The 25,199-nt window shown below is 64.5% G+C and carries 25 protein-coding genes; 5 read left to right on the top strand and 20 right to left on the bottom strand.

Annotated features, from left to right (window positions below; translation table 11 throughout):
• Window positions 1–114: 114 nt before the first annotated feature.
• The 4 genes from HUS66_RS10675 to HUS66_RS10690 form a co-directional block, all read right to left on the bottom strand.
• A complete protein-coding gene (locus HUS66_RS10675) occupies window positions 115–1,419 on the bottom strand; it encodes an ATP-grasp domain-containing protein (RefSeq protein WP_175070900.1) in 1,305 nt (434 codons plus the stop codon).
• A 238-nt stretch (window positions 1,420–1,657) separates the two neighbouring features.
• On the bottom strand, window positions 1,658–2,983 hold the full coding sequence (locus tag HUS66_RS10680) for a toxic anion resistance protein (protein WP_175070901.1): 1,326 nt from the start codon (window positions 2,981–2,983) through the stop codon (window positions 1,658–1,660).
• Window positions 2,984–3,082: 99 nt separating this feature from the next.
• Window positions 3,083–4,015, bottom strand: a complete 933-nt coding sequence (locus HUS66_RS10685) for a cobyrinic acid a,c-diamide synthase (RefSeq protein WP_175070902.1) — start codon at window positions 4,013–4,015, stop codon at window positions 3,083–3,085.
• Between the two features lie 118 nt (window positions 4,016–4,133).
• Entirely contained in the window at window positions 4,134–5,573 is a 1,440-nt protein-coding gene (locus HUS66_RS10690; protein WP_175070903.1) for a PLP-dependent aminotransferase family protein, read from the bottom strand.
• 225 nt (window positions 5,574–5,798) lie between these two features.
• On the opposite strand from HUS66_RS10690, the gene HUS66_RS10695 reads away from it, so the two are divergent.
• Both HUS66_RS10695 and HUS66_RS10700 read left to right on the top strand, forming a co-directional pair.
• Window positions 5,799–6,023, top strand: coding sequence for a DUF1127 domain-containing protein (locus tag HUS66_RS10695; protein ID WP_175070904.1), 225 nt, complete (start codon window positions 5,799–5,801; stop codon window positions 6,021–6,023).
• A gap of 58 nt (window positions 6,024–6,081) precedes the next feature.
• Entirely contained in the window at window positions 6,082–6,951 is an 870-nt protein-coding gene (locus HUS66_RS10700; RefSeq protein ID WP_175070905.1) for a PhzF family phenazine biosynthesis protein, read from the top strand.
• 40 nt (window positions 6,952–6,991) lie between these two features.
• Here the strand turns inward: HUS66_RS10700 and HUS66_RS10705 are convergent, their stop codons facing one another.
• Window positions 6,992–7,195 (bottom strand): hypothetical protein, encoded by a 204-nt coding sequence (locus tag HUS66_RS10705; protein WP_175070906.1) that lies wholly within the window; start codon window positions 7,193–7,195, stop codon window positions 6,992–6,994.
• A 97-nt stretch (window positions 7,196–7,292) separates the two neighbouring features.
• Here HUS66_RS10705 and HUS66_RS10710 point away from each other — a divergent pair, with 97 nt between their 5' ends.
• Together HUS66_RS10710 and HUS66_RS10715 are read left to right on the top strand one after the other, a co-directional pair.
• Window positions 7,293–7,880 (top strand): YqaA family protein, encoded by a 588-nt coding sequence (locus HUS66_RS10710; RefSeq protein WP_175070907.1) that lies wholly within the window; start codon window positions 7,293–7,295, stop codon window positions 7,878–7,880.
• A 158-nt stretch (window positions 7,881–8,038) separates the two neighbouring features.
• Window positions 8,039–9,049, top strand: a complete 1,011-nt coding sequence (locus HUS66_RS10715; protein WP_175070908.1) for an LLM class flavin-dependent oxidoreductase — start codon at window positions 8,039–8,041, stop codon at window positions 9,047–9,049.
• A gap of 65 nt (window positions 9,050–9,114) precedes the next feature.
• On the opposite strand, the gene xylB is transcribed toward HUS66_RS10715, so the two are convergent.
• From xylB to HUS66_RS10765, 10 genes are all read right to left on the bottom strand, one after another.
• Complete coding sequence (xylB, locus tag HUS66_RS10720; protein WP_175071002.1) at window positions 9,115–10,602, bottom strand: xylulokinase; 1,488 nt, start codon at window positions 10,600–10,602, stop codon at window positions 9,115–9,117.
• Between the two features lie 24 nt (window positions 10,603–10,626).
• On the bottom strand, window positions 10,627–12,102 hold the full coding sequence (locus HUS66_RS10725) for a mannitol dehydrogenase family protein (protein ID WP_175070909.1): 1,476 nt from the start codon (window positions 12,100–12,102) through the stop codon (window positions 10,627–10,629).
• Between the two features lie 112 nt (window positions 12,103–12,214).
• On the bottom strand, window positions 12,215–12,847 hold the full coding sequence (locus tag HUS66_RS10730) for a nucleoside triphosphate hydrolase (protein ID WP_175070910.1): 633 nt from the start codon (window positions 12,845–12,847) through the stop codon (window positions 12,215–12,217).
• A gap of 155 nt (window positions 12,848–13,002) precedes the next feature.
• Window positions 13,003–13,794 carry an L-iditol 2-dehydrogenase gene (locus tag HUS66_RS10735; protein ID WP_175070911.1) on the bottom strand — a complete coding sequence of 264 codons (792 nt, stop codon included), beginning with the start codon at window positions 13,792–13,794 and terminating at the stop codon, window positions 13,003–13,005.
• Between the two features lie 73 nt (window positions 13,795–13,867).
• Window positions 13,868–14,563: an HAD family hydrolase gene (locus HUS66_RS10740; RefSeq protein WP_175070912.1), complete on the bottom strand. Its 696-nt coding sequence runs from the start codon at window positions 14,561–14,563 to the stop codon at window positions 13,868–13,870.
• A gap of 10 nt (window positions 14,564–14,573) precedes the next feature.
• Window positions 14,574–15,719, bottom strand: a complete 1,146-nt coding sequence (locus HUS66_RS10745; RefSeq protein WP_175070913.1) for an ABC transporter ATP-binding protein — start codon at window positions 15,717–15,719, stop codon at window positions 14,574–14,576.
• 108 nt (window positions 15,720–15,827) lie between these two features.
• Window positions 15,828–16,712 (bottom strand): carbohydrate ABC transporter permease, encoded by an 885-nt coding sequence (locus HUS66_RS10750; protein ID WP_175070914.1) that lies wholly within the window; start codon window positions 16,710–16,712, stop codon window positions 15,828–15,830.
• Window positions 16,713–16,728: 16 nt separating this feature from the next.
• A complete protein-coding gene (locus tag HUS66_RS10755; protein ID WP_092525970.1) occupies window positions 16,729–17,619 on the bottom strand; it encodes a carbohydrate ABC transporter permease in 891 nt (296 codons plus the stop codon).
• Between the two features lie 63 nt (window positions 17,620–17,682).
• The gene (locus HUS66_RS10760; RefSeq protein WP_175070915.1) at window positions 17,683–18,993 is read right to left on the bottom strand and encodes an ABC transporter substrate-binding protein; all 1,311 of its coding nucleotides are present in this window, start codon (window positions 18,991–18,993) and stop codon (window positions 17,683–17,685) included.
• Between the two features lie 371 nt (window positions 18,994–19,364).
• Complete coding sequence (locus HUS66_RS10765; RefSeq protein ID WP_175070916.1) at window positions 19,365–20,318, bottom strand: sugar-binding transcriptional regulator; 954 nt, start codon at window positions 20,316–20,318, stop codon at window positions 19,365–19,367.
• Window positions 20,319–20,561: 243 nt separating this feature from the next.
• Here HUS66_RS10765 and HUS66_RS10770 point away from each other — a divergent pair, with 243 nt between their 5' ends.
• Complete coding sequence (locus HUS66_RS10770) at window positions 20,562–20,927, top strand: hypothetical protein (protein ID WP_175070917.1); 366 nt, start codon at window positions 20,562–20,564, stop codon at window positions 20,925–20,927.
• 36 nt (window positions 20,928–20,963) lie between these two features.
• Here the strand turns inward: HUS66_RS10770 and HUS66_RS10775 are convergent, their stop codons facing one another.
• The 5 genes from HUS66_RS10775 to pcaQ form a co-directional block, all read right to left on the bottom strand.
• Window positions 20,964–22,067: an ion channel gene (locus tag HUS66_RS10775; protein WP_175070918.1), complete on the bottom strand. Its 1,104-nt coding sequence runs from the start codon at window positions 22,065–22,067 to the stop codon at window positions 20,964–20,966.
• Window positions 22,068–22,376: 309 nt separating this feature from the next.
• Window positions 22,377–22,532 carry a hypothetical protein gene (locus HUS66_RS10780; RefSeq protein WP_175070919.1) on the bottom strand — a complete coding sequence of 52 codons (156 nt, stop codon included), beginning with the start codon at window positions 22,530–22,532 and terminating at the stop codon, window positions 22,377–22,379.
• Window positions 22,533–22,702: 170 nt separating this feature from the next.
• Window positions 22,703–23,335: a protocatechuate 3,4-dioxygenase subunit alpha gene (pcaG, locus tag HUS66_RS10785; RefSeq protein WP_175070920.1), complete on the bottom strand. Its 633-nt coding sequence runs from the start codon at window positions 23,333–23,335 to the stop codon at window positions 22,703–22,705.
• A 40-nt stretch (window positions 23,336–23,375) separates the two neighbouring features.
• On the bottom strand, window positions 23,376–24,116 hold the full coding sequence (gene pcaH / locus HUS66_RS10790; protein ID WP_175070921.1) for a protocatechuate 3,4-dioxygenase subunit beta: 741 nt from the start codon (window positions 24,114–24,116) through the stop codon (window positions 23,376–23,378).
• A gap of 143 nt (window positions 24,117–24,259) precedes the next feature.
• Window positions 24,260–25,183, bottom strand: coding sequence for a pca operon transcription factor PcaQ (gene pcaQ / locus HUS66_RS10795; RefSeq protein ID WP_175070922.1), 924 nt, complete (start codon window positions 25,181–25,183; stop codon window positions 24,260–24,262).
• Window positions 25,184–25,199 lie beyond the last annotated feature (16 nt).

Here is a 25,199-nt window from a genome sequence, read left to right on the forward strand (position 1 = left end):
TGCTGCCTTCTCTGTGCTCGCCATTGAGGAATGCGCCCGGCTCGGGCCTGGCGTGCCCCCAAGAGGCGTTGCCGAGAAATGGATACTGACCCAGCCCCGGTGGGTCGCAACGGCTCAGCCGACGACATCATCGAAGGCGAAGTTAAGCCGTGATGACAGGCTCTCATAGTTCGCCAGCAGCGCTTCGGCGTTCTGGCCGCCCATCCAGATACAGGCCAGCGCAAAGCTGTAGGCATCCTGCTCGGGCATGCTCGAGAGCTGCTGGCCGGGTGCTACCTGCAGGGTAATCAAGGTGCCGGGGAACTCGGCTTCTAGCGCGGCTAGCTCTTCCTCGCTGGGCACCTGCGTCACCCGCGCATCGACGAAGAAGACGCGATAGAAAAACAGCGCCGCGATCGGGAATTCCCCCTGGCGATACGGCATTGCCGGGCGCCGGCCTAGCCCCAGGTCCAAACTCACCTGCTGGTTACTGATGCCATCGACTTTCTCGAACAGATCGCAATGGGACTGTGAGATGCGCGTATTGATCTCCAGGAGCCACACCCGGTTCTGCACCTCGTCCCAGAAATACTCGATGTTGAAGGCGGCATTGTCGTAGCCGATGTGGGTCATCACCCGCTCAGTCAGGTCCTTCATCTGTGCCTGTACATCCGAGGGCAGCAGAGACGGGTAGCGGTAATGGAAGAAGCTCAGCACCTGGGGATAGCGCAACGAATCGACGATGCCGTAACTGACGACCTCGCCCTCGAAGACATAGCCCTCTACGGTGCACTGCCAACCGCCAATGATCTCCTCGGCCATGCAGAAGTGGCCTTCTACCGCGGCGATCTCCGGGGGCAGCAGAGCGTGGTCGAGCACGGTATTGAAGGGCGTGGCGATCAGGCCGATGTCCTCGCGTAGCCGCTCGATGGCGTGAGCGAAGTCTTCGGGGCTGTCGATGCGAAAGCCGAGCCGTGACCCGGAGGACTTGATCGGTTTGAGAAAGAAAGGGAAGTAGAGCCCTGCCGCGCGGATGACATCCAGTGCCTGATCATCGAACGGATCAATGGCAGTGAAGGCGGGAATGGCATCGGGAATCACCTGGCGTTGCACCAGCCGACTCCAGAACTTGTGTTCGCACTTGAGCAGGCTCTCGAGGCTGGTGGTGCGGGTGCCGAAGCGCCGACACAGAATCGGCAGCATGGTCGATACCGGAAAATCCATGTAGCCAATGATGGCGTCGATAGGCCCATCGAAGGCGTCCAACTCGTCACCGGCCCGCGACAGCATGTCGGCTATATCGAAGACTTCGGTGTCATACACGTCCGCTGGTGGGATGATGCCGTGGAACTCGCAGCCCTCTGCTCCCGGCAACTGCTCGAGCCGGGCACGATTGAAGTCGTTGAGCCCTACCACGAAGATCTGCTTGTGGGTGAGCATGGCGTGCGCCTCTCTTGGGCACTAGGCCCGGGACGTCCTGGGCGCCGCGCCGCAATGGCGCCGGCCATGACCCATACAGTCCGTCACAGAGCAGCATAGCCCACCCCGCAGCAGATGGTGGGCCTGTTCATGGCGGTGCTGTGTTTTCCGCGCACGACTCCACCTACTGTGCCGCTCACCCTATCCTGCTCTGCCCTCCTCTACCTCCTCTTGACGACTCATTCTGCGGCGGCAACCATCAGCGCTGCTGGCGATCTTGCTCGCTACCGCCCATATCACGCGCCCCATCGCCTGAGTCGGCGGCGAACAAATCCGGCTCGCCTCGCTCCAGGCGCTCGATGGCCGCCTCGCCGTCGCGGGCCAGGCCATCCAGACGTTCGATCTGGGCTGAAAGTTCGGGCAAGGCTTCCTGCCGGTAGCGGGCAAGATCATCGAGCGCGGCCATCACATCGCCGAAGGCCTGTTCGAGCGAGCCCATGTCCAGTGTCGCCGAGGCGGCCCGCTTCTGGACGTCGACACCCTGCTGGCGCAGCGCCCGGGCGGTGCCGGCGATGGTTTCAGAGGTAGTGGCATTGAGGGACTCGATGCGATCCAGCACCAGCCGCTGATTGGCCAGCGCCAGCGCCACCGTGGCGGCTACGCTGAGCGCCGAGACGGTGACATTGATGGCCCGGTCGACGCCGCGCATCAGCTCGCGGTTGTTGCGGATGATCACCTCGAGGGCCAGCACGCCCTGCTGGCTGACCGCCAACTGCTGCTGCAGGTCGAGAATGCGCTGACGCAGCGGAAACAGCAGCTCTTCCTCGATAAAGCGGCGCTGTTGATCGTCGCTGGCATTGGGCAAGGCATTCTGAAGGCGCTGATCGATCAGCCGCCCGAGCGTCACCTGGCGAGCCAGTTGGTGATGGATCTGGCGCAGGCTGGCCTGATCATCGCCAAGGGTCAGGTTATCGCGCTGTAGCCGATCGCGGCCCGCCTCGAGCTCGCCGATGATGGCGTCGATGGCCTGCTGGGCGGTCTCGAACTTGTGAAAGTAACGCTGCAGGCGATTGCCGACCCCGGGCAGGGCCCCGAGCAGGCGATCGAAGCGGCCAGGGCTCAGCCGGTGCTGGTGCGGGTCGAGGCGGCCCATGCGGTCCCGCAGGTCGCTCAGCGCCCGCGCCACCGGTCCGCCGTCCTCGCCTTGCTCAGCGAGCTGGCGCAGCGGCGCATTGAGCATACTGCTGTAATGGGCCGCCTGCCGCTGCAGCGAGAGGCCCATCTCGTCGACGGCTCGGCGCTGACGGCTAGCTGCGCCCTCATCGGCGAGCACCTCTTCCACGAAATCAGCCGCCAGCGAGGCGAGCTCCGGGTCGACACCGGCATCAGCATCGAATTCACCGCTGGACTCGTCGCCAGACGCTTCACTGAATGTGCCTGCGGGCCTTCTGTCAGATGCTCGCTCAGCTTCTTTATCCGTTTCACCTTGGTGCTGGCCGGTGCGGGGATGGCGAAGCTCGGCTTCGATCACTTCGACCGGCGGCAGCGACAGACGCGAGAAGCCGACCTCAGGTTCGTCGCTCATCGTTGCGTTCCTCGGGTTGGGATGCTCTTCACCCTAGCCCAGTTCGTGACCGCGGCCCACTGGGGAAGCCGCGGTCGCGCTGGGCCTGACGTATCTTGTTCAACGGCTGCGGTCATAACGCTCGGCGCCCTCTACGAAGCGCTTGAGCTCAGCGCAAGCCTGCTCGGCGGCCAGGCTCGCCTGCGGCTTGTCGGTCCGCAGCCGGGCCACCGCCACGGCGGCGTCATCCAGCGCCGTCAGAGCCGCCTCATTGCGCGCGGCCAGCTGGCGCAGCTGGCGCTCGGTGTCTTCGACCAGCGCTAGGCGCCGCTTGAGCGCGATGCGCTCCTCGACGGTCAGGTTGGCGCCGTCACGAGTCAGCCGCCGCTTGACGTAGGCGGCATCCACCCCCGATACGCCGCTGGCCTGATGGGCCATGGCCGTCAGGTTATCGATGGCCCCCAAGCAGACCTGCGTGACCAGGCCACGGGCGCGCTCATAGGCCAGCTCGCCGACCTCGAAGCGGCTACCCAGCACGCCGAGCACATGGCGATAGCGGCTGTAGAGGCGGTCGGCCTGGGGGGCATGATCGCCGCGATCCACCTCGAGCAGCGCCTGCTTGGCACGACACAGGGACAGCACCAGGTCGTCGGCATCCGCCGGAGGGTGCTCGGGGTCGAGGGCCTGAACGCCGGTTTCCTGGCGCTCGCTGGCCTGACGTCGGGCGGTCTCGGCGCTTCGCTGCTGTGCTTCCCGGTCCTGGCGACGACGGGCCAACCAGCCGCGCCAGCGTCGCTCCATGGGCACCTCGGCGGCAATCGCTACGAGGCCGGCAAGCCAGCCACCCAGGCTTGGTGAGAAACCGCCCCATAGCGACGTCAGCCACAGAAACACCGCAAGGCTCGGCGCGACGAATGCATAGCGCACTACCACCGTCCAGCGCCGCGGCGGTGTGGCAGGATCACCGAGTTCAGGCCGGATCACCCCCAGCATCAGCCATACCAGGCTGGTGAGAAAGAGCCCATAGGAAAACCCCTGCAGGAAACCCAGCATTGGCCACACTACTCCGCGTTAAAGAAAAACGGTATGCGTATATGAGAGATGAGTGTAGAGGAAGGTTCCGACCAGCATAAGCCCCACGCAACCGGCCGCCACCTGCCGGTGCGGTTGGTCAGACCCGCTCTCTGTCTTGGGCACCGACATAGAGCTTGGCCACCTCGTCACCGACGCGGCGCATAGCCGCCTCGATGGTCGGCGTCAGGGCCGTGGCATAATTGAGGCGCAAGCAATCGCGATACTTCCCCGACGCCGAAAAAAGCGCCCCGGGGGCGATACGCAGCCGGGCCGGCACTAGACGCTCGTTCAGGCGCAGCGAGTCGATCCCGCCAGGCAGTTCGAGCCACAAAAGGAAGCCGCCTTGAGGATAGCTGATGCCGGTATCGGCGGGAAAATAGCGCCTCACCCAAGCAATCATCAGGTCCCGTTGGCGGCGATATTGAGCCACCACCGCACGCAGGTGGCGCTCGTAGTACCCCTTGGCAACGAAGTCGGCAATGGCAAGTTGCGGCAGGGTCGCCGAGGCACCGGTAGAGACGTACTTCATGTGCTGGACGCGGTCGCGATAGCGCCCCGGCGCGATCCAGCCCACCCGCAGCCCAGGCATCAGGGTCTTCGAAAAGCCGCTGCACAGCAGCACCCGACCATCGTCGTCGAAGGCCTTGAGCGTCCTTGGGCGCGGCGTTTCGAAGGCCAGGTCGCCATAGATATCGTCCTCGATGATCGCCACATCGAAGCGTTGCGCCAGCGCCAGCAGGGCCCGCTTGCGCTCCTCGGGCATGGTATAGCCGAGCGGGTTGTTGCAGGTCGGGGTTAGCTGGATGGCACGAATCGGCCATTGTTCAAGCGCTAGCTCCAGGGCCTCGAGGCTGATGCCGGTGCGAGGATCGGTGGGAATTTCCAGCGCCTTGAGGCCATTGGCCTGCAGAATCTGCATGGTGCCGTAGAAGCTCGGCGAATCCACCGCCACCACATCTCCGGGTGCGGTCAGTGTCCGAATGGCGATCGACAGCGCCTCCTGGCAGCCAGTGGTGACCAGGACATCATCGGGGTGCAGCAGGCTACCCGCGCCCGCCATCAGCCGCACGATCTGCCGTCGCAGGGCGAGACTGCCGGCCAGGGCATCGTAGTTCAGGTCCTGGCCACTGGCATGCCGGTAGCGGTCGGCCAACAGGCGCTGCAGCGGCTTCAAGGTCGGGCAGGCGAGATCGGGGATACCGCGCCCCAACAGCAGCACTGCGTCGTCGGGCGGATGGCGCTCCACCAGTTCCAGGACCTGGTCCCAGCGCGAGACATCCAGCGGCCGCTGCGCAGGGCGCGTCACCGCCGGCAGGTCCGTTGGGGCCGGCTGCAAGCGAACGAAAAACCCCGATTTGGGCCTTGCCTCGACCAGCCCGGCATCCTCTAGCCGGGCGTAGGCGGTTTGCGCCGTGGAGATGCTGACCGCGAATTCGCGACACAGGGCGCGGATCGACGGCAGCCGATCTCCCCCGCGATAGATGCCGCCGTCGATGCGTCGACGAAGCTCGTCGGCCAGCTGCGCATAGCGGGTCATGACAGTTACCTCCATATCACCAGGCTCTGTACGCAAACTATCTGCGCTCGCTGACTTGTCGCACCCCCAGGCCATCGATACAGATAGACCCATCCCGGGCCATACAGAGGGCTTACTCTCGGCATCTGTATGGTTAACTTTTAAACCCTCTATATCTGTATGGCAAGTCGCGCCGATCATAAGCTGGTGGTGGTCAACATCGACAAGCGACTTCGGAGATTTGCCATGCGTCTCGCCCACCGCCCCAGGCTTCTGGAAAGGCTTCCGCTTTTATCGCTGACGCGGCTCGCCGAAGGGTATGACCGGTTGCGCCAGCGGCTTTGCTATCTCCGCCAGCGCCAGGCCTCGCGGCGCGCGCTGCTCGGGCTGGATGCTCACCAGCTCGACGATATCGGCAAGTCCCGTCGCCAGGCCGAACGGGAAGGCCACAAGCACTTCTGGCAGGACTGAGCCCGCCGCCATGACCGACAAAAAAGTGACCCAAGCGACTGGCCCAAGGAGCTCAAGCATGTCCCATCCCTACCATCTACTCGATGTCTTTACCGACCGTCCCTTTACCGGCAATCCACTGGCGGTGTTTCCCGCATCTGAGGGTCTGCGCTCTCAGCAGATGCAGGCCATCGCCAACGAGCTGAACCTGTCGGAGACGGTCTTCATCGGAGCGCCGTTAGCGCCTAATCACTTCCCGATCCGCATCTTCACGCCGACGCTGGAGCTGCCCTTTGCCGGCCACCCGACCGTGGGGACCGCGCACCTGCTGGCCGCCACGGCAATGGCCGAGCGTGGCCGCCCGCTGACCCTTTCCGCCGCTGTCGGCAACCTCGAGGTCAGCTTCGACGGTGACCTGGCCTGGTTTACCACGGCGGGCTCACCGGAAAGACGGCAAAGCTCGCTAGACCGAGCCAAAGCAGCCGAGCTGCTCGGCCTGTCGCCTTCGCAAGTCGTCAACGAACCGGTCATCGCGTCGCGTGGCTTACCTTTCCACCTGATCGAGCTCGATTCACTGAACGCCCTGCAACAGGCGATACCCTCGGCAGCAGCCTGGGCGCGGCATGTCTCGTCAAGCGGTGTCGAACAGCTGTATCTGTATGTGGCGATGAACGACGAGGGCGGAATACGCTCACGCATGTTCTCGATGGAAAGCGACATCCGCGAAGACCCGGCAACCGGAAGCGCAGCCGCCGCGCTTACCGGCATGCTGGCGGATATGCTGGAAGGCCAAGCGCCGAACGTCCGTCGGTGGCGAGTCGAGCAAGGGGTTGAGATGGGGCGGGCGAGCCGCATCCTTTCAGAAACCGACGCTCGAACAGACGGCCAGCAGCGCGTGCGCATCGGTGGCCAGGCAGTCCTTATCGGTAATGGCGCTATTAGCGTGTAGTCCTCGAAACGGGACGACTAACAGCTCTTCAAGGCAAGATTCACGGCACGAACAGTTTCGCTGCCAGGGCTAGGCCGACCATGAACAAGGCGGCCATCATGGCGATATCCACCAGCAGGTTGAGGCGGGGTTCGGTCAGCCAGCCATTGAGGCGAGCTCGCCAACGACGTGGCGAAACAGATGATGACGAACGGCGAGTGGCGCCATGTCGGAGCTTTTGGTGACGATGCTTTTGGGTAGTCATCGGCGCCTCCTGCCCAGACCGGGCTGCCGACCTTTTATCATAGCCGGCTCGCCGTCGCTGGTATACTGGTCTCCCGACACGCCGTTGCCGAGATGCCATGCTCCGTTCCCTGACCTCTGCCCGTCTCTGGCTTTCCCACTTGAGCGCCTCACGCCATGCCCTGTGGCTGCTGGGCCTTGCCTCGGTGCTGGAAACGCTGCTGGTGCCGGTCCCCATCGAAGTGATCCTGATTCCCTGGATGATCGCCGAGCCGCAGCGCCGCTGGCGCCTCGCCGGGGTGGCGCTCGCCGGCAATCTGCTCGCTGCCCTGATCGGCTATGGCCTCGGAAACCTGGCCATGGCCCAGTGGGGCGATGTCTTGCTGCCACTCTTTGGCGGCGAGGCGGCCTACCAGACCTTTCAGGCGCGCTTCCTGGACAACGGCTTCGTCGCCATCTTGGCCGTCGGTGTCATTCCCATTCCCTTCCAGACCGCCATGCTGGTGGCTGGCGCCAGCGACTACCCACTGCCGCTATTTTTGCTGGCGGCGCTGATCGGCCGCGGGTTGCGCTACTTTGGCCTGGCGCTGCTAGTGGCGCTGACCGGCGAGGCGGCGCTGGGCCTGTGGAAGCGCCATGCTCGCCCGCTGGGTGCCGGTCTGACCGCGATGGCCGGTTTTTGGCTGGCCTGGGAACTGATCGCCTAGCCTGCCGGGCGCCAGTGAAGCCGCCGTGACAGGGTGCGCAATCGCGAATCAATCATGCAGGGGACCGTCCCCCTTGTTATTGTCGAGCCAGACCTCCATGCTGCAATCATGAGGATGCTAACAATCCTCCCTTTGTCTGATTCCAGTCAGGAGTCCCCATGTCACATCTTGCCGATTCTCGTCTCTCGAACACGGCCCTATCGGTGCTCGACCTGGCACCGATTCGCCAAGGCGGCAGCGCCGCCGATACCTTCAAGGAAACCGTCGCCCTCGCCCAGCAAGCGGAGCGGCTGGGATTCAGCCGCTACTGGCTCGCCGAGCACCACAACATCGAGGGCATCGCCAGCGCCGCCACCTCGGTATTGATCGGCCATGTGGCAGGCCAGACCGAGCGCATTCGCGTGGGCAGCGGGGGCATCATGCTGCCCAACCATCCGCCGCTGGTGATCGCCGAGCAGTTCGGCACCCTGGCGACCCTCTATCCGAACCGCATCGACCTGGGCCTGGGCCGCGCGCCGGGCTCCGACGGCGCGACCATGGCCGCCATGCGTCGCAATCCCCAGGCCGGCGTCAACGACTTCCCCGAACGGCTCGAGGAGCTACGCGGCTATCTCGATGAGGCCCGGCCCGGCCAGCGGGTCAAGGCGGTTCCCGGCCAGGGCACCCATGTCCCCACCTGGCTGCTCGGCTCCAGCGACTACAGCGCTAGGCTCGCCGCCAAGCTCGGCCTGCCCTTCGCCTTCGCCGCCCAGTTCGCGCCCGCCCAATTGCTCGAGGCGCTCAGGCTCTATCGCGACAACTTCCAGCCCTCGGCGGTGCTGGACGCCCCCTACGCGATGGTCGGCCTGCCGGTGATCGCCGCCGAGAGCGATCTGCACGCACAATATCTGGCGACCACCGCCCAACAGAAGTTTCTTAATCTGATCCGCGGTCGGCCGACCCGCTCGCTGCCGCCGGTCGAGGCGCTGGACTGGAATGCCCGTGAACGGGCGCAGGTCGAGCAATTCCTGGGGGCAGCGGTGATCGGTGGGCCCGAGTCGGTCAAACAACAGCTCGAAAGGGTCATCGAGGTCACCGGCGCCGATGAGCTGATGCTGCATACGGATGTCTTCGCCCAGCAGGACCGGCTGCAAAGCTATGATATCGTCGCCGGCATTTGGCGGGACTGAGCCAGGACACGCGGGGCAGCCCGCGCGGCTGGCTCAAGCACTCAGCTAAAGCCAGGTTATTGCACTCAGGCCGGGATAGCGTGCCGCTCGGCCAGGGCCTGACGATAGCGGGCGTAAACCGCCTCATAGGCCATGACGCGTGCCGGCGCCGGCTCGGCACGCGTCGCCTCATCGAGTACCACCAGCCGTTCGCAAAGCGCATCCAACGAGATGTCGCCCCGACGTTCACACCAGGCCGCCTGCAGCGCCGCCCCCAGCGCCGCGGCATCGGTGACCCGCAGGCTGATCACCGGTATGCCGGTGATATCGGCCACCATCTGGCGCCACACCGGGCTCTTCGCCCCACCACCGATAAGACGAATCTGCCGTGCGTAGGCAGCCAGTGAGCCGAGCTGCTCCAGGCCGTAGCGCATCCCGAAGGTCGCCCCCTCCATCACCGCCCGACACAGGTTGGCCCGCTTGAGGTTGGTGCCAGTCAGCCCTAGCAGGCTGGCAGAGGCGTGCGGCAGCGCGGGCACCCGCTCACCATCGAAGAACGGCAGCATCAGCACGCCCTCGGCACCAATCGGGGCAGAGGCGATGTGCTCGCCAAAGTCATCGAGTTCCAGTCCGAACAGCTCGCGAATCCGCGTCGTCGCCGAGGTGACGTTCATGGTGCAGATCAGCGGCAGCCAGCCGCCGTCGCTTGAACAGAAGTTGGCGACCATGTCGCTTTCGGCCTGCACAGGCTCGCTGGAATGCGCACAGATCGTGCCGGAGGTGCCAAGGCTCATGGTGATTTCGCCCGGGCGGATGTTGCCGGTGCCGATGGCGCCGAGCATGTTGTCGCCACCGCCGCTCGAGACCACCACACCCTCGGCAAGCCCCAACTCCCGCGCCAGCGCCGGGCGCACGACCCCCGCCGGCTGGTGGGCATCGATCAGCCTTGGCAGCACCGACCGTGCCTCGAGCTCGGGGGCGATCTCGGCGAAGACATCGAGGCGCCATTCGCGGCGCCGCGTATCGAAATAGCCGGTGCCGGAGGCATCACCGGCCTCGCTGACCTGCTCGCCGGTCAACCAGAAGTTGAGATAGTCGTGAGGCAACAGCAGGCTGTCGATACGCCGATAGGCCTCGGGATGGCTGTCACGCAGCCAAGCGAGCTTCGAGGCGGTGTAACCGGTCTGCAGGACCAGGCCCAGCCGCTCGAGACAGCCGGCCTCACCGCCCAGGCGCTCAACCAGTGCGGCATTATGATCGGCGGTTTCGGTATCACACCACAGCTTGGCCGGATAGACGGGTTCACCGTCGCGATCCAGCGCTACCATGCCGTGCTGTTGCCCCGAAATACCGATGGCGCGAATCGCACGGGGGTCGATATTCGCCTTGGCCACGGCGTCCTGAAAGGCGCCGCGAAACGCCTCGAGCCAATCGCCAGGATGCTGTTCGCGCCGGCCATTGGCCCCCTCGATCAGGCGATGCGGCCGGCTCGCCTCGCCGAGAATGGCGGCGGCGTCGATATCGACCACCACCACCTTGGTACTCTGGGTGCCGCAATCCACGCCGAGATACATGGCTAACTCCTCATTCATCCCCGTTCAGTCCTTGACCAGCGCTTCCAGCGTAGCCCGGGAACCCAGGCGATGCAGACTGTCGAGCGCGGCGAGATAGGCCTCGCGGAAGCGCGCGTTCTCGGCGAGGTCACCGAACAGCTCACGGTTCTCGATAAAGACAGTGGGATGGTCGCGGTTTTTGGCCGCGATCGCCATCAGCTCGTCCTTAAGGCGGTCGACCACGGTGATCGCCTCGCCCTGCTCATCGACGCCCTCGGCATAGCGCGCCCAGCTTGCCACCACCGCGGCGCAACGATGGATATCGCCCCCCTGGTCGAGCTGGGCGCGGACCACCGGCAGCATCCACTTGGGAATACGATCCGAACTCTCGGCGCAGAGCCTCGCCAGGGTGTCCTTGACCTCGGGGTTGGCGAAACGGGCGATCAGGGTGCGGCGATAGTCGTCCAGGTCGACGCCCGGCAGCGGCGCCAGGGTCGGGGTCGCCTCTTGGGTCATGTAATCGAGCAGGAAGGTCTCGAACAGCGGGTCGGCGCTGGCCTCGTGGGCATAGCGGTAGCCGGCCAGATAACCGAAGTAGGCCAACGCCTGATGGCTGGCGTTGAGCAGGCGCAGCTTCATCAACTCATAGGGTTCGACGTCGTCGACCACCTGTACGCCGACATGCTCGAGGGCGGGACGCCCGGCCACGAAGCGATCCTCGAGTACCCACTGGGTGAAGGGTTCGCAGACCACCGGCCAGGCATCCTCGACGCCGAACCGGCTGCCCAGCTCGGCGATATCCTCGGGGGTGGTGACCGGCGTGATGCGATCGACCATCGAATTGGGAAAAGGCACCTCGGCCTCGACCCAGGCACCGAGCTCGCCGTCCCTCGCATGGGCGAAGGCCGTGAACATCTGGCGGGCGACGTCGCCGTTGCCCTGAATGTTATCGCAGGACATCACGGTGAAAGGCGTAATCCCCCGCTCACGGCGGCGACGCAGGGCCTCAACGACCAGGCCAAACGAGGTCTTCGGGGCGGCCTCTGGTGCCAGATCGTGCTGGACGTCAGGGTTGTCGATATCGAACTCGCCGCTGACCGGATGGAAGTTGTAGCCGCCCTCGGTGACGGTCAGCGAGACGATGCGGATCGCCGGGTCGGCCATCCGTTCGACGACGGCTTCCGGGTCCTCCGGGGCGAACAGATAGTCGAGCATGGCGCCGATCACCCGCGCCTCGCGACGGCCATCGGGATGTTTCACCACCAGGGTATAGAGATGGTCCTGGGCGGCCAGCGCCTCTTTCATGCGGCGATCGCCGGGCATTACGCCGACCCCGACGATGCCCCAGTCCAGTGCCTCGCCGCGATTCATCAGCGCATCCAGGTACATGGCCTGATGGGCGCGGTGAAAGCCCCCAACGCCAACATGAACGATACCCGCGGTGACGGATCCTCGGTCGTAGTCCGGCGTGGCGATATCGGCTCCAAGACTCTCCAGATGGGCGTTATCGAGATGGATCATGTCACTGCTCCTGTCGACGCGTCGATCTGGCGAGAGATCGCGCAAAAGATAGAAAACCGTACCGAGGTCAGCGCACTGCCTCGGGCGGACGTGATTCGTGCGGTGCTGACATTCAGACGGTCGCGGCCCAATTGACATCGGCGGGCACCGACGCGGCTTTGATCAGCCGCGCGTTGAGCAAGTCCTTGTTATGGGTCCGTTCTAGGGCGCCGGCCTGGTCCTGCCCCATGCCCAGCCAGCGCTGGATCAGCCGGGCCTCGAGCACTTCATCCGGGACATCGAGAAACAGCGTCAGGTCATATAGCGGCCGCAGCGCCGACCAGTCTCCCTGGTCGAGCAGCAGATAGTTGCCCTCGACGATGATCAGCCGATGTTCGAGGGTGATGATCCGTCCACCCGCCCGGGCCAGATCCAGCGGCCTGTCGAAGACCGGCACCGCCACGCGGCGATCGGCACGCCGAATGCGGGTCAGGTCCTGGCGGAGACCATCGATATCGAAGGTTTCCGGCGCACCTTTCACCGGCACCAGCCCTTCGGGTTCGAGCACCGCGTTGTCGAAGTGGTAGCCATCCATGGGCACCACCGCGGCAATGCCGGGCTGTCGCAGGTTGATCTCGCGACACAGCCACTCCGAGAGAAACGACTTGCCGGCAGCAGGCGGGCCGGCGAGGGCCACGATGAAACGCTGGCGATGCATCGAGGCCTCGAGCAGCCGTGCGGCCATGTCATGAATATTCGGATTCATCGTTGTTCCCGCATGGTCAAAAAATAGCCGATCGGGATGAAGCGCTAGGCGCAAGGCGCGCAGGAGCCCGAGCATATGGGGGATATGTGAAGGACTCCGACCGGGCTGGCGCGCCAGCACCGCGCAACGCAGCGATTCGCCCGCGCAGGCATTTTTCAGCTCATCCAGTTGCCGCCATCGACGTTCAGGGTCTGGGCCACCACATAGTTGCTGTCGTCACTGGCCAGGAAGACGGCCGCACCGGCGTGATCCTCTGGCCGGCCCATGCGCCCGTAGGGCACCGCTTCGCCGACCAGGCGCTTCTTCTCGCCCAGGGGCCGGCCTTCGTAACGGGCGAACAGCGCATCGACTTCCTCCCACATCGGCGTATCGACCACGCCCGGGGCGATGCCGTTGACGTTGATGCCGTGCTCGATCAGTGCCAGGCCACAGGACTGGGTCAGGCTGATCACCGCCGCCTTGCTGGCGCAATACATGCTGACCAGCGGCTCACCCCGGCGACCGGCCTGAGAGGCCATGTTGATGACCTTGCCGCCCTGCCCCCGCTCGACCATGGAGCGCGCCACGGCTTGCAGGGTGAAGAAGGCGCCCTTGACGTTGACGTTGAACTGCTTGTCATAGCTTGCTTCGGTTACCTCGAGCACCGGCGCCATATCGAACACCGCGGCGTTGTTGACGAGGATGTCGATACCGCCGAGATGACGCTGGGTTTCCTCGATCAGCGCCGCGACCGACGCCGGGTCACAGACGTCCAGACGAATCCCCAGCACACGGTCGCCGGTCTCAACGTTGGACTGCTGCAAATGGGCCACCGCCGAGTCGACGGCATCGCGATCGATGTCGGCCACCACCACCTTGGCCCCCTCGGACAGATAGCGCTCGACGATGGCCAGGCCAATGCCCCGTGCGCCGCCGGTCACCACCGCGACCTTGTCATTGAGCTTCATGTATTCCTCCTGTGAACGGCATGGCGTTGAAGGGTGGGAAGTTGAGTGGGTCGACCTTGAGTGGCAGGCCGGCCTAGGCATCGGCCTCCAGCCGGCGCGAGTCGAGCCACTGCTGAACCAGCGCCTCGAGACCGCGCATGTGAGGCAGGATTTGCCAGGCCCCGGCGTCACGCAGCCGCGTGTCCTGCCCAGCCGGCACATGGCTGGCACCGGTAAAACCAATCACCGTCATGCCGGCGCCATGGGCCGCCGTCACACCGGCGACGCTGTCTTCCACCACCAGGCAATCGCCAGGCTCATAGCCCAGCTGTGCGGCGGCCAGACGATAGAGCGCCGGGTCCGGCTTGGGTTGCGTCACCTGGTCGGCGGTGAAGATCGGCACCTCGCCCAAAAGGGCATCGAGCCCGGTGGTCGCAAGGGATGCCAACACCCGCTGGCGACGGCTGTTGGACACCACCGCCAGAGGCAGCGCTCGCGAACCGACGGCCTTGATGGCTTCGGCGACACCATCGATGGCATCGAGCTCATCGGCCAGGCGCGCCTCGATGGTGGCATCGACCCTTGCCGTGGCATCTACCGGCAGACGATGGGCGCTGCGCGCTTCGAGATGGCCAAGGATATTCGCCGTGGTCATGCCCAGCGCCGCCGACAGTTCCTCTTCGGTGGCAAGATCCGGCAGCCAGGCCGCCAGCAGCTCGATCAGGGTGGCCTCGGCGATGGCCTCGCTGTCCACCAGCACGCCGTCGCAGTCGAAGATCAGGCTGTCCATGACCTTCTCCTCATTGATCGACGGCATCGGAAGGCGCGCGATTATCCTGGCGACGCAGGCCGGCCAAGGGATGACGATGCAACTTGGCAAGTGACAGCCCATCGGCGTCAAACAGATGGGCTCGATCCGACGAAAAGCCGAAGCGCACGCTGTCGTTGACCCGGTAGGCCACGTCGCCGTCGGCCATGATGGTCAACAGGCTGTCGCCCATCTGCACATACAGCGAGGTCTGACCGCCGAGGCGCTCGAGCACCTGGATACACCCCTCCATCGGGCCCTGCTCGTCGAGTACGAGGTGTTCCGGGCGCACGCCCAGCTCGAGGGCGGCGCCGCTGGAAAGGCCCGCCCCATCGATCGGCACCTGGCGGGTCTCGCCCCCCGGCAGCTTGATGGTGACGCCTTCGCCATCACTGGACACCCGTTCGACAGCGATGAAGTTCATCTTCGGCGAGCCGATGAAGCCGGCCACGAAGCGGTTGCGGGGGTGATGGTAGAGCTCCATCGGCGAGCCGACCTGCTCGACCTCGCCGCCCTGCAGCACCACGATCTTGTCGGCCATGGTCATGGCCTCGATCTGGTCATGGGTGACGTAAATCATGGTGGCATCGAGCTCCTCGTGGAGCCTGGCCAGTTCGATGCGCATCTGCACGCGCAGGGCGGCATCGAGGTTGGAGAGCGGCTCATCGAACAGGAAGATGCTGGGGTTGCGCACGATGGCTCGGCCGATCGCCACACGCTGACGCTGGCCACCGGACAGCGCCTTGGGCTTGCGGTCCAGCAGCGGCTCGAGCTGCAGGATCTTGGCTGCTTCGAGCACCTTCTCGCGGCGTTTATCCTTCGAGATCCCGGCCAGGCGCATGCTGAAGCCCATGTTGTCTTCGACAGTCATGTGCGGATAGAGCGCGTAGCTCTGGAAGACCATCGCCAGGCCGCGATCGGCCGGGCCCACTTCGTTCATACGTTGGCCATCGATGAGGATGTCACCGCTAGTGGCGCTCTCGAGCCCGGCGATCATGCGCATCAGGGTCGACTTGCCACAGCCGGAAGGACCGACGAAGACCACGAATTCACGGTCGTTGACCTCGAGATCGACCCCCTTGATGACGTGGGTGTCGTCGAAGCTCTTGGTGATCTGTTTGAGTTCTAGCGTTGCCATATCAGAATTCCTTTACTTGACGGCGCCGAAGGTCAGGCCGCGAACCATTTGCTTCGCGGGCTGTGCGAGAGTGCCAACCGAAGATCGGCGGCTCGGTATCGTCGTCATCTATTTCACTGCGCCGAAGGTCAGGCCGCGGACCATCTGTTTCTGGGTCAACCAACCGAATATAACGATGGGCGCGATGGCCATCGTCGAGGCGGCGGAGAGCTTGGCCCAGAACAGCCCTTCGGGACTCGAGAAGGAGGCGATATAAGCGGTCAGCGGCGCCGCCTGGGACGAGGTGAGGTTGAGACTCCAGAAGGCCTCGTTCCAGCTCAGGATCACCGCCAGCAGGCCAGTGGAGGCAATGCCCGGCAGGGTCAGCGGCAGCAGCAGATAGATCACCTCCTGCAGGGTGCCGGCACCGTCCATGCGACCCGCCTCGAGGATGTCCTTGGGCATGTCCTTGAAGAAGGTGTAAAGCATCCAGACCACGATCGGCAGGTTCATCAGGGTGTAGACGATGACCAGACCGGTGCGGGTATCCAAGAGCCCGGTATCGCGGAACAACAGATAAATCGGCACCAGCACGCCAACCGGCGGCAGCATCTTGGTGGACAGCATCCACAACAGGGTGCCCTTGGTGCGCTTGGTCGGCAGGAAAGCCATCGAATAGGCCGCCGGAATGGCGATCAGCAGCGCCAGCAGCGTCGAGCCGAAGGCCACCACCACGCTGTTGAGGGCGAACTTGGCATAGCCCGCGCGGCTCTGCACCTCGGCGTAGTTCTCAAGCGTCGGCGAGAAGATCAGGCTCGGGTCGGCGATGGCCTCGGCCTCGGTCTTGAAGCCGGTCACGATCATCCAGAAGATCGGGAAAAAGATCACCAGGGCCAAGATCCAGCCCAGCACGCCGAGCCACAGGCGTCGGTTGAGCAGCGCACTGGTCAGCGCTGAGCGCTCGAGCGGCGCGGCTGAGGTGCTGGGCACGGATGAGTGTTTTGCAGTTGTCATGTGTCGCGCTCCCACGTCAGCTTTCCAGGTTCTTGGCCACCATGCGGACCAGGAAGATGGCAACGATATTGGCAAGGATGATGGCGACCACCCCGCCGGCGGAGGCCATGCCGACATCGAAATCGAGCAGGGCGCGGATGTAGATCAGATAGGCCAGGTTGGTGGTGGCAAGCCCCGGGCCACCAGAGGTGGTGACGAAGATCTCGGCGAAGATGGTCAGCAGGAAGATCATCTCGATCATGATCACCACGCTGATCGCCCGCTTGAGGTGTGGCAGGGTGATGAAGAAGAAGATCGCAATCGGGCCGGCGCCATCCATGCGGGCGGCTTCGACCTGGTCCTCATCCAGCGACTGCATGGCGGTGAGCAGAATCAGCAGAGCGAACGGTAGCCACTGCCAGGCCACGATGATGATGACCGAGGTCAGCGGTAGCGACGAGAACCAGTCCACCGCCGGCAGGCCCAGGGACTCCGCTACCCAGGAAAGTACCCCGTTGGCCGGGTGCATCATCATGTTCTTCCACACCAGGGCGCTGACGGTGGGCATGACGAAAAAAGGTGAGATCGCCAGCACTCGGGCGATGCCTCGGCCCATGAAATCCTGCTGAAACAGCACGGCCAGCAGCGTACCGCCGACCACGGTAATCACCAGCACCCAGCCGACCATCAGCAGGGTCGTGCCCATGGCCGACCACAGGGCCGGGTCGGTGAACAGGTATTCGTAATTCTCGAGACCGGCAAAGCCGGTCATGCCGGGCATCAGCAGGTTGTAGCGCTGCAGGGAAAACCAGACGGTCATCGCCAGCGGCACGATCATCCACAGAAAAAGCAGGGTGACGGCGGGCGCCTGTAGCGAGAGGGTGCGCAGCCCTCCGATGGTGCGCCCGGAAGTTCTGGTCTTGTTCATGTCGGTAACCATGAAGGTCGCAGGGAATAAGCCGGCCGGGATCATCCGGCCGGCGGACACGGCTCAGTCCAGGTAACCGGCGCGCTGCATGGTGCGCTCGGTGGCACGCTGCGACGCTTGCAGTGCCTGCTCGACGGAGGTCTCGCCGGTCAGGGCGGCGGCCACCATCTGCCCGACCTGGGTACCGATCGACTGGAACTCGGGAATACCCACGAACTGCACACCGGTGTAGGGGCTCGGTTCCAGGGTCGAATCGGTGGGATCGGCGCCCTGGATGGCGTCCAGCACGAAACCGGCGAAGGGCGCGGACTGCTGGTAGCTGGGGTTCTCGTAGGTGGAGGTGCGGGTGCCCGGGGGCACGCTGGTCCAGCCCTCACGCTCGCCTACCAGTGAGATGTAGTCCTTGGAGGTTGCCCAGGTAATGAACTGACGCGCCGCGTCCTTGGAATCAGACGAGGCCGGAACTGCCAGGGCCCAGGACCACAGCCAGTGGGAACCCTTGGGGGTCTTGGCGACAGGCGCCGGGGCAAAGCCGAGCTTGTCGGCGACGCTGGACTGGTCGGCATCGAAGAGCTTGCCCGCCGCCGAGGTAGCATCGACCCACATGGCACAGTTGCCACGGGAGAACAGCGCCAGGTTCTCGTTGAAGCCGTTGGAGCTGGCGCCGGGAGGACCGAAATCGCTGAGTAGGTCGACATAGAAACTGACCGCTTCCTGCCAGGCCGGCGAATCGATCTGCGGCTGCCAGTCCATATCAAACCAGCGGCCACCGAAGCTGTTGACCATGGTGGAGACCAGCGCCATGTTCTCGCCCCAGCCCGGCTTGCCACGCAGGCAGATGCCATATTGCTCCTGATCGGCGTCATGCAGCTTGCCGGCCCATTCGCGCACCTGCTGCCAGGTCGGCTGGTCGGGCATGGTGATGCCGGCATCGTCGAACAGGTCCTGGCGGTAGTACATCATCGAGCTTTCGGCATAGAACGGCAGCGCTTGCAGGGTATCGTCATGGCTCAGGCCGTCGCGGACCGACTTCAGCAGATCGTCGACCTGGTAGTCCTCGGGAAGATTATCCAGAGGCGTCAGCCAGCCGCGTTCGGCCCAGATCGGCACCTCGTAGGTGCCGATGGTCATCACGTCGAACTGCCCACCTCCGGTGGCGATATCGGTGGTCAGGCGCTGGCGCAGCACGTTCTCTTCGAGTACCACCCAGTCCAGCTTGATATCCGGATGCGACTGTTCGAAGGCATCGGTCAGACTCTGCATGACCACCATGTCATTGTTGTTGACGGTGGCCACGGTGATGGTTTCTGCATTGGCAACCGTCGCACCGACGGCCGCCAGGCCGGCGATCGGAAGCACACGTGACAGCTTCATGGCTTGCTCCTTCGTAAGGGAGTTATCTGTTGTTGTGTTTTGATCATTCACTCACTTGACGATCAAATGATCGGACAGCACCCTAAAAAAAGCAAAGCCGCAGGGCCTATACTTTAGGGGTAGTGGGCAAGAGAGAGTGGGTAAGAGAGAGTGAGCAAGGGTTGGCGGGGCAAGCGGGGCGCAGCGAGGTCCAAAGCCACGGCGCAAGATGCAGCGTGGCTTTTTCAGACCGATGATCGCGCCATGATACTGACGTTTGACCTGACCAGCTCGTCAACGGCGAACCACCGGGTAGGGCGGCACGGCCGTCTGTATCGTCGCGAGAGAGGCGAAAGCCCCGGGAAGGAAAGGCAATAAAAGCCGAGTTCGGATCACCTACCGGCGTCGAGAATGAAGCGCGCCGCGGTTTCATCGGTGACCAGGCCCTTCAGCCAACCCCCGCGCAACGCCGCGAGAATCGCCGGCGCCTTCTCACGGCCACCGGCAAGCGCGACCAGCTGTTGATCACGCAGCAACTCGAGCGGGAGGCTGGTGACGCGACGGGTAATCGAACAGTCGATGACGTCGCCATCCTGATTCATCGGCCAACCCAGCAACTCGCCCACCGCCTGCATGGCGAGCAGTTCATCGAGCTCGCCCTCGTTGATGAAGTGATCCTGGAACAGCGGAGCTTGGCGATCGATGCGCCCTACTCCAATGAAGGCCGCCTCGGCTTTCAAGGCCACATCGGTCACCGCATGAAAGAGGCGCTGGCCGAGCATGGCTTCCTTCTCTTCCACCGAGCCGGCCACTACCGGCGCGGGGAGCAGGAAGCGTTCGCCGCCGGTCTTGTCGGCCAGCACCATGATCCCATCGTAGCGGTTCGAGGAGCCGTCACGGGCGACATTGCCGACCAGCGAGACGAAGCGATGCTGGGGGCGATCGAGACGGCTCAGGGCCTCGACCATGGCCCTCACCGTTCGACCCGACCCCAGCGAGAGAGTCAGCGGCGCCATGCGCTCGATATAGCGCTCCAGTCGCTCGGCACCGGCAACGGCCAAGTACTGGTAGCTGCTGTCGGCGGCACCGGTATCCATGGGCACCACGTCGCAAAAATCCAGATCAAAACGCTCGGAAATCTGCTGGGACAACATCATGCAGGTGGCAATGGGATGATCGATACGCACCTTGACCAGTCCCTCCTGGCGCGCCAAGGCTAACAGGCGTTGCACCCCGGGGCGCGAGACACCGAGCTGGCTGGCGATTTCATCCTGAGTGCGACCGCCTACATAGGAAAGCCAGGCTGCGCGCGCGGCCTGGTCCAATCGTTGCTCAAACTTGTCCACGTAATCGCATCGTTCCCGTCTGTCATCTTTGCCAAGGATCATCGCAAGCCTGTCGGCAATGCACAACGCCCCCTTCGCGACCGGCATGCTCGCCTGGGTGACGACAGTGCCGCAGCGTGCCAAGCTTGCCTGTAATCCCACGCCGCATCATGATCGCCAAGATCACGGAACCAGACCTTCCATTTACCATCGAAGTCACTAGCGTCCACGCAATCACCACCCACCTCCCCTCGGGAGCAGTTCATGAATGATCAAGATCGCCAACGCAATGCCGCCTGGGAGGCTGCCCAGCAATGGAAGGAACGCGCTCGCCAGGCGCATCCGCGCCAAGGCATGAGCGGACCCCGCCTCGTGCTGACCTGGCTGATGTTCGGCGTGCTGATGATCGTCGGCACCATCCTCGGGCTTTTCTTCCTGCTGGTCGGCTGGGCCATGCTGCCCTTTCTGCGCCATCGTATGAAAAAGCGCATGGAGCAAATGCGTGCCCAGCAGGCCCAGGATATCGGCGGCGGCTATTACCAGCATGGCACCCAATCTCGCCAGTCCCGCTCCAGCGGCCACCTCGAAGAGCACGAGGTGCTGGAAGGCGAGTATCGGGAGAAAAAATAGCACCGACAAGCGGATGCCATCGAGAGCGGTGGCCCGCTATCCTTTCTCCAGACATGCCTTGATGTCTGCCGTGCTTGGCACGAACTCTTCCCGCACCATAAGAATCAGGGCGGTGGCATTGAAGCGGTGATCGTGCGCCGGATGGCAGACGATTTCACCGTCCTCGCCCACATAGGCCATCAGGGTGCCCATGCCGGCGACCATCAGACGGCAGGTCACGTCGGACCAGACGGCGCCCTCCAGCGAGACCGGATAGCGCATGGCGTGGTCGTCGTGATGGGTAAAGAGGTTTTCGAGAATCTTCTCGGCCCCGGGCGCCACCAGCGAGCGCACCAGCATCTCCGGATAGGCGCGAATCGGCCGCAGACTCGTGCTGGCACCGGCCAGCACCAGGCGTCGCCGGCTGTCCTCGTGCACGCACTCGGCGACGGTATAGGGCAGCGAGTCTCCGCACAGGTCTCGCAGCTGAGTCAACACATCCAGCGTGATGCTGTCGGAGACGCGGCTGTATTCGTCGCTTGCCAGCACAATGATCACCCGGGCGCTTTCCGGCGTCACGGCGGCCAACGCCTGAGGATCGGAAGGCTCGCCGTGGTGATGCACCACGCCCTGCTCGCGAAGATGGTCGGGCAGCCCATCCGGAAAGGCCTCGGTGAGAATCTGCACCGGTGTGTCGTGAAGCTCCCGGGTTGCCCGCAGCTGTTGTACCAGCCGGTCGAAGTAGACCGCGACGTTATTGGCAGGGCTGTTGATGATCAGCACGTGGTCGTTCATCTGCCACCTCCAGCGGCCCTTGATCATGGATTCTTTCCGCTTGAGGCGGTAGTCGATGTAGTCGCTTGCCAGCTGCGCAAGCAGGGTAATGCCAGCGACGTAAAGCAGCAGCACCGTCGCGCCCCGCCCCAGCGGCGTCACCGCCGAGAGATCGCCATAGCCCACCGTGGTCATGGTGGTCAGCGTCAGCCACAGGGCATCGCCCCCGCCCATTGACTCGAAGACAACCATCGCCAGGGTATGCAAGCCGGTGAGCAGCAACAGCCACAGGAAGGCACGCTTCAGCCGCGCACGCATGTCGATGTTGAGCTGCTGCGTTAGCTGCCGGCAGGTCGAGCGCCGGCGCAGCATATGAATCAGTCGCATCACGATTCTCCCCAGCGGCGAGAGCTCCCTGTCAGTCAGCATGACGATGCGCGGGCATGGGACACCGACGCATTGAATATCAGCGCATGCTACGACACGCGGCCAGGCGACGCGAATGGACCTGCGCAGCGGTCAGCATCGATTCCACTGGGCGCAACAACTTATAGAACAGCGGAGAGACGGGGAACGGAGGCTTCTCGGTGGACGAGAGGGACGTACGTTAAAGAAGAGCGAAGAGCGAAGAGCGAAGAGCGAACAAAGTCTGCAGGGCTGGGGCGGGTAAGCGCACCATGCCCTGCCACCAACCGATCAGATGTAGGCGTAACGATAGCCCTGGCGAGCGATGAAGCCCTGGTAGGAGCTCTCGGTCATGGCTTCCAGCGCGCGGTAAGCCAGTTGGCCGATGCGCTTGATCAGCGGAAGCTGTTGGGTAGAACGAGCAGTAGTTGAGGTAGAAGTATTCATGGGATAGCGTCCTATACGACTAAAGGATAATAACCCCATGATACCCAGAATTTAGACCTTAGTCTAACCACAAGGTCTCAATACCCGCCGAGGCACTGCCGCCCGGCCAACGTAAAGCCCCACCCTCTTGCCAAGAGAGGGCGGGGCCATACGCGCGAGCCACGGGGCGGTCAGAAGTCGAAGAACACCGTCTCGTTGTCGCCCTGCAGGCGGATGTCGAGGCGATAACGCACCTTGCCGTCGGCCTCCTCGCGCCTGGCAATCAGCGTCTGGCGGCGGGCCGGAGACTCGACGGCGTTCAGCACCGGGCAGGCGGCATTGGCCTCGGTCTCGTCCTCGAAGTAGAGCCGCGTCTGCAGATGGATATTCACGCCGCGGGCGAAGATCGCCAGGTTGATGTGCGGCGCCATCACCCGCCCGTCGCCGCGGGTGACGGCGCCTGGCTTGATGGTCTCGAGGCGCCACTCGCTGGCGCCCTCGGCGGTGGTGGCGGTGCGGCCGAAGCCGTTGAACGGCTGCTCGAGGTCGAACTCGGGCCGGTACTCGCCCCGGGCGTCGGCCTGCCAGGCCTCGAGCAGGGCATCGCGCACCGGGTCGCCATTGCCGTCGATGACGGTGCCGACCACCTCGATATGCTCGCCCTCGGCCTCGGGCCAGGCCATACGGTTCCAGATTTCCTCGTCGCGCTCGGGCAGGCCGGCCACGTCCAGGGCCAGGCCGATATGCACATACGGGCCGGCGGTCTGGGACGCGGTCTCGCGCAGCATCAGCTCGGCGGTAGGGGTCGAATTGGGCTGTCTCATGTTGGTCACCTGATCCTGTGTCACTGATTCCCGAACCCGCTCATTGATTTTCGAAGTAGGTCTGCAGCTCGCCGCGCACCACCAGGTCGAAGCGGTAGGCCAGGCAGTCCATGGGACGGCTGCGTGCCATATCGAGCCGACCGATCATGGTCTCGACGGCCTCGGGGTCCTTGAGGGTCTGCACGATGGGGCAGATCGGAATCAGCGGGTCGCCCTCGAAATACATCTGGGTGACCAGGCGCGTGGAGATCGAAGGTCCCATCACCGAGACGTGGATATGGGCCGGGCGCCAGGTATTGATGCCGTTGCCCCAGGGATAGGGGCCGGGCTTGATGGTGCGGAAGCGATACCAGCCCTGCTCGTCGGTGAGGCAGCGCCCCACCCCGCCGAAGTTGGGGTCGAGCGGCGCCAGGTAGCCGTCCTTCTTGTGGCGGTAACGGCCGCCGGCGTTGGCCTGCCACATTTCCACCAGGGTATGCGGCACCGGCTTGCCGAACTGGTCGACCACGCGGCCGAACATGATGATCCGCTCGCCCACCGGCAGGCCGGCGCTGCCCGCCAGGGCGGGATCCTCGCGGAAGTTCATCAGCAGGTCGTTGTCATGGCGCCCCATGCGCAGCTGGCGGAAGTCCGGACCGGTCAGCTCGGAGGCGCTGGGCGCCTGCAGGCTGACCAGGGCCTGACTCGGCGAGCGTGCGACGCTGGTCTTGTAGCCGGGGGCATAGGCCGGAGGGTGCCAGTCACGGTCGCGCTCCACGAAGCGCTTGTTGGCGTTCTGCATCTCGAGTTCTCTTGCTGGCGTGAAGTAGGACGACGCACCTCGGGCGCGCCGGACCGATATCGGCAGTGTGCCGCCCTGTCGCAGGGCTGCCAATTGACGTCTCGCCGGGTCTTCATAACCCTATGGTTATGGCCAAGACCTCATCACGCGCAGCGTTTGGAGGCCGTCTCGCGCAGCGCCTCGCAGAAGGCCTCCAGCGCCAGCGAGGGCTGCATGCTGGCGTTGATGCACAGCCCCACCGAACCGCCCTGCCCCTCCAGCGGCAGCGACAGTTCAACCAGTCGGCCGGCCTCGAGCTCCTCGAGCACCGCTTCCCGGGGCGCCACCCAGATCGCCTCGCTGTCCCGCGTGTAGCCCGCGCTGACCGGCAGCGACAGGGTCTCCAGCAGCCGGCCGGGCAGCTCCAACGCATGGCGCACGAAGAAGCTGTCGACCTGCTGGCGCAGCGTGGTCTGCGGCGGCGGCAGCACCCAGGGGAACTCGACCAGCCGGCCAGGCACCAGGGGGTCGACGCTGGCCAGAGGATGGCCGGCGCGCACCACCAGCACCAGCGGCTCGTAGTAGAGATGCTCAAAGGTCAGGTCGCGGATCTCGCGCGCCTCGGTCATGCGCCCCACCACCAGGTCGAGCTCGCCGAGGCGCAGCTGCGAGAGCAGGAAGGCGCTGCGCCCCGTCACCACATCGACACCCACCGACTCCAAGGGCTGAGCGGCCTGCCAGTGCCGAATGGCCCGGGGCAGCAGGCGGCTCTCCACGGTGGACAGCGCTCCCACGTGCAGCCAGCGCGCGCCCTGATGGGCATCGCCGACCGCGTCGATGCCCTCCTCCAGCGCCCGGATCGCCGGCCCGGCGTGGCGCAGGAAGGTCAGGCCGGCCTGGGTCAGCGCCACGCCCTGGGTGCCGCGCTCGAACAGCTCGGCGCCGAGGATCTCCTCGAGCTCGCGGATGGTCTTGGACACCCCTGGCTGGCTGATCGCCAGGCGCTCGGCGGCGCGGGCGAAGCTGCGCTGCCGCGCCACCTCGAGAAAGGCCTGCAAATGGCGCAGCTTGATGCGTGAGCTCAGCATCGGGCTCCTCCGGCGA

It is taken from the genome of Onishia taeanensis, assembly GCF_013349955.1.
Taxonomy (GTDB): domain Bacteria; phylum Pseudomonadota; class Gammaproteobacteria; order Pseudomonadales; family Halomonadaceae; genus Onishia; species Onishia taeanensis_B.

What these genes read in the sequence shown, in the direction of transcription:
- HUS66_RS10675 (WP_175070900.1), bottom strand. Translation starts at nt 1,419, where the DNA reads ATGCTCACCCACAAGCAGATCTTCGTGGTAGGGCTCAACGACTTCAAT.
- HUS66_RS10680 (WP_175070901.1), bottom strand. Translation starts at nt 2,983, where the DNA reads ATGAGCGACGAACCTGAGGTCGGCTTCTCGCGTCTGTCGCTGCCGCCG.
- HUS66_RS10685 (WP_175070902.1), bottom strand. Translation starts at nt 4,015, where the DNA reads ATGCTGGGTTTCCTGCAGGGGTTTTCCTATGGGCTCTTTCTCACCAGC.
- HUS66_RS10690 (WP_175070903.1), bottom strand. Translation starts at nt 5,573, where the DNA reads ATGACCCGCTATGCGCAGCTGGCCGACGAGCTTCGTCGACGCATCGAC.
- HUS66_RS10695 (WP_175070904.1), top strand. Translation starts at nt 5,799, where the DNA reads ATGCGTCTCGCCCACCGCCCCAGGCTTCTGGAAAGGCTTCCGCTTTTA.
- HUS66_RS10700 (WP_175070905.1), top strand. Translation starts at nt 6,082, where the DNA reads ATGTCCCATCCCTACCATCTACTCGATGTCTTTACCGACCGTCCCTTT.
- HUS66_RS10705 (WP_175070906.1), bottom strand. Translation starts at nt 7,195, where the DNA reads ATGACTACCCAAAAGCATCGTCACCAAAAGCTCCGACATGGCGCCACT.
- HUS66_RS10710 (WP_175070907.1), top strand. Translation starts at nt 7,293, where the DNA reads ATGCTCCGTTCCCTGACCTCTGCCCGTCTCTGGCTTTCCCACTTGAGC.
- HUS66_RS10715 (WP_175070908.1), top strand. Translation starts at nt 8,039, where the DNA reads ATGTCACATCTTGCCGATTCTCGTCTCTCGAACACGGCCCTATCGGTG.
- xylB (WP_175071002.1), bottom strand. Translation starts at nt 10,602, where the DNA reads ATGTATCTCGGCGTGGATTGCGGCACCCAGAGTACCAAGGTGGTGGTG.
- HUS66_RS10725 (WP_175070909.1), bottom strand. Translation starts at nt 12,102, where the DNA reads ATGATCCATCTCGATAACGCCCATCTGGAGAGTCTTGGAGCCGATATC.
- HUS66_RS10730 (WP_175070910.1), bottom strand. Translation starts at nt 12,847, where the DNA reads ATGAATCCGAATATTCATGACATGGCCGCACGGCTGCTCGAGGCCTCG.
- HUS66_RS10735 (WP_175070911.1), bottom strand. Translation starts at nt 13,794, where the DNA reads ATGAAGCTCAATGACAAGGTCGCGGTGGTGACCGGCGGCGCACGGGGC.
- HUS66_RS10740 (WP_175070912.1), bottom strand. Translation starts at nt 14,563, where the DNA reads ATGGACAGCCTGATCTTCGACTGCGACGGCGTGCTGGTGGACAGCGAG.
- HUS66_RS10745 (WP_175070913.1), bottom strand. Translation starts at nt 15,719, where the DNA reads ATGGCAACGCTAGAACTCAAACAGATCACCAAGAGCTTCGACGACACC.
- HUS66_RS10750 (WP_175070914.1), bottom strand. Translation starts at nt 16,712, where the DNA reads ATGACAACTGCAAAACACTCATCCGTGCCCAGCACCTCAGCCGCGCCG.
- HUS66_RS10755 (WP_092525970.1), bottom strand. Translation starts at nt 17,619, where the DNA reads ATGAACAAGACCAGAACTTCCGGGCGCACCATCGGAGGGCTGCGCACC.
- HUS66_RS10760 (WP_175070915.1), bottom strand. Translation starts at nt 18,993, where the DNA reads ATGAAGCTGTCACGTGTGCTTCCGATCGCCGGCCTGGCGGCCGTCGGT.
- HUS66_RS10770 (WP_175070917.1), top strand. Translation starts at nt 20,562, where the DNA reads ATGAATGATCAAGATCGCCAACGCAATGCCGCCTGGGAGGCTGCCCAG.
- HUS66_RS10775 (WP_175070918.1), bottom strand. Translation starts at nt 22,067, where the DNA reads ATGCGACTGATTCATATGCTGCGCCGGCGCTCGACCTGCCGGCAGCTA.
- HUS66_RS10780 (WP_175070919.1), bottom strand. Translation starts at nt 22,532, where the DNA reads ATGAATACTTCTACCTCAACTACTGCTCGTTCTACCCAACAGCTTCCG.
- pcaG (WP_175070920.1), bottom strand. Translation starts at nt 23,335, where the DNA reads ATGAGACAGCCCAATTCGACCCCTACCGCCGAGCTGATGCTGCGCGAG.
- pcaH (WP_175070921.1), bottom strand. Translation starts at nt 24,116, where the DNA reads ATGCAGAACGCCAACAAGCGCTTCGTGGAGCGCGACCGTGACTGGCAC.
- pcaQ (WP_175070922.1), bottom strand. Translation starts at nt 25,183, where the DNA reads ATGCTGAGCTCACGCATCAAGCTGCGCCATTTGCAGGCCTTTCTCGAG.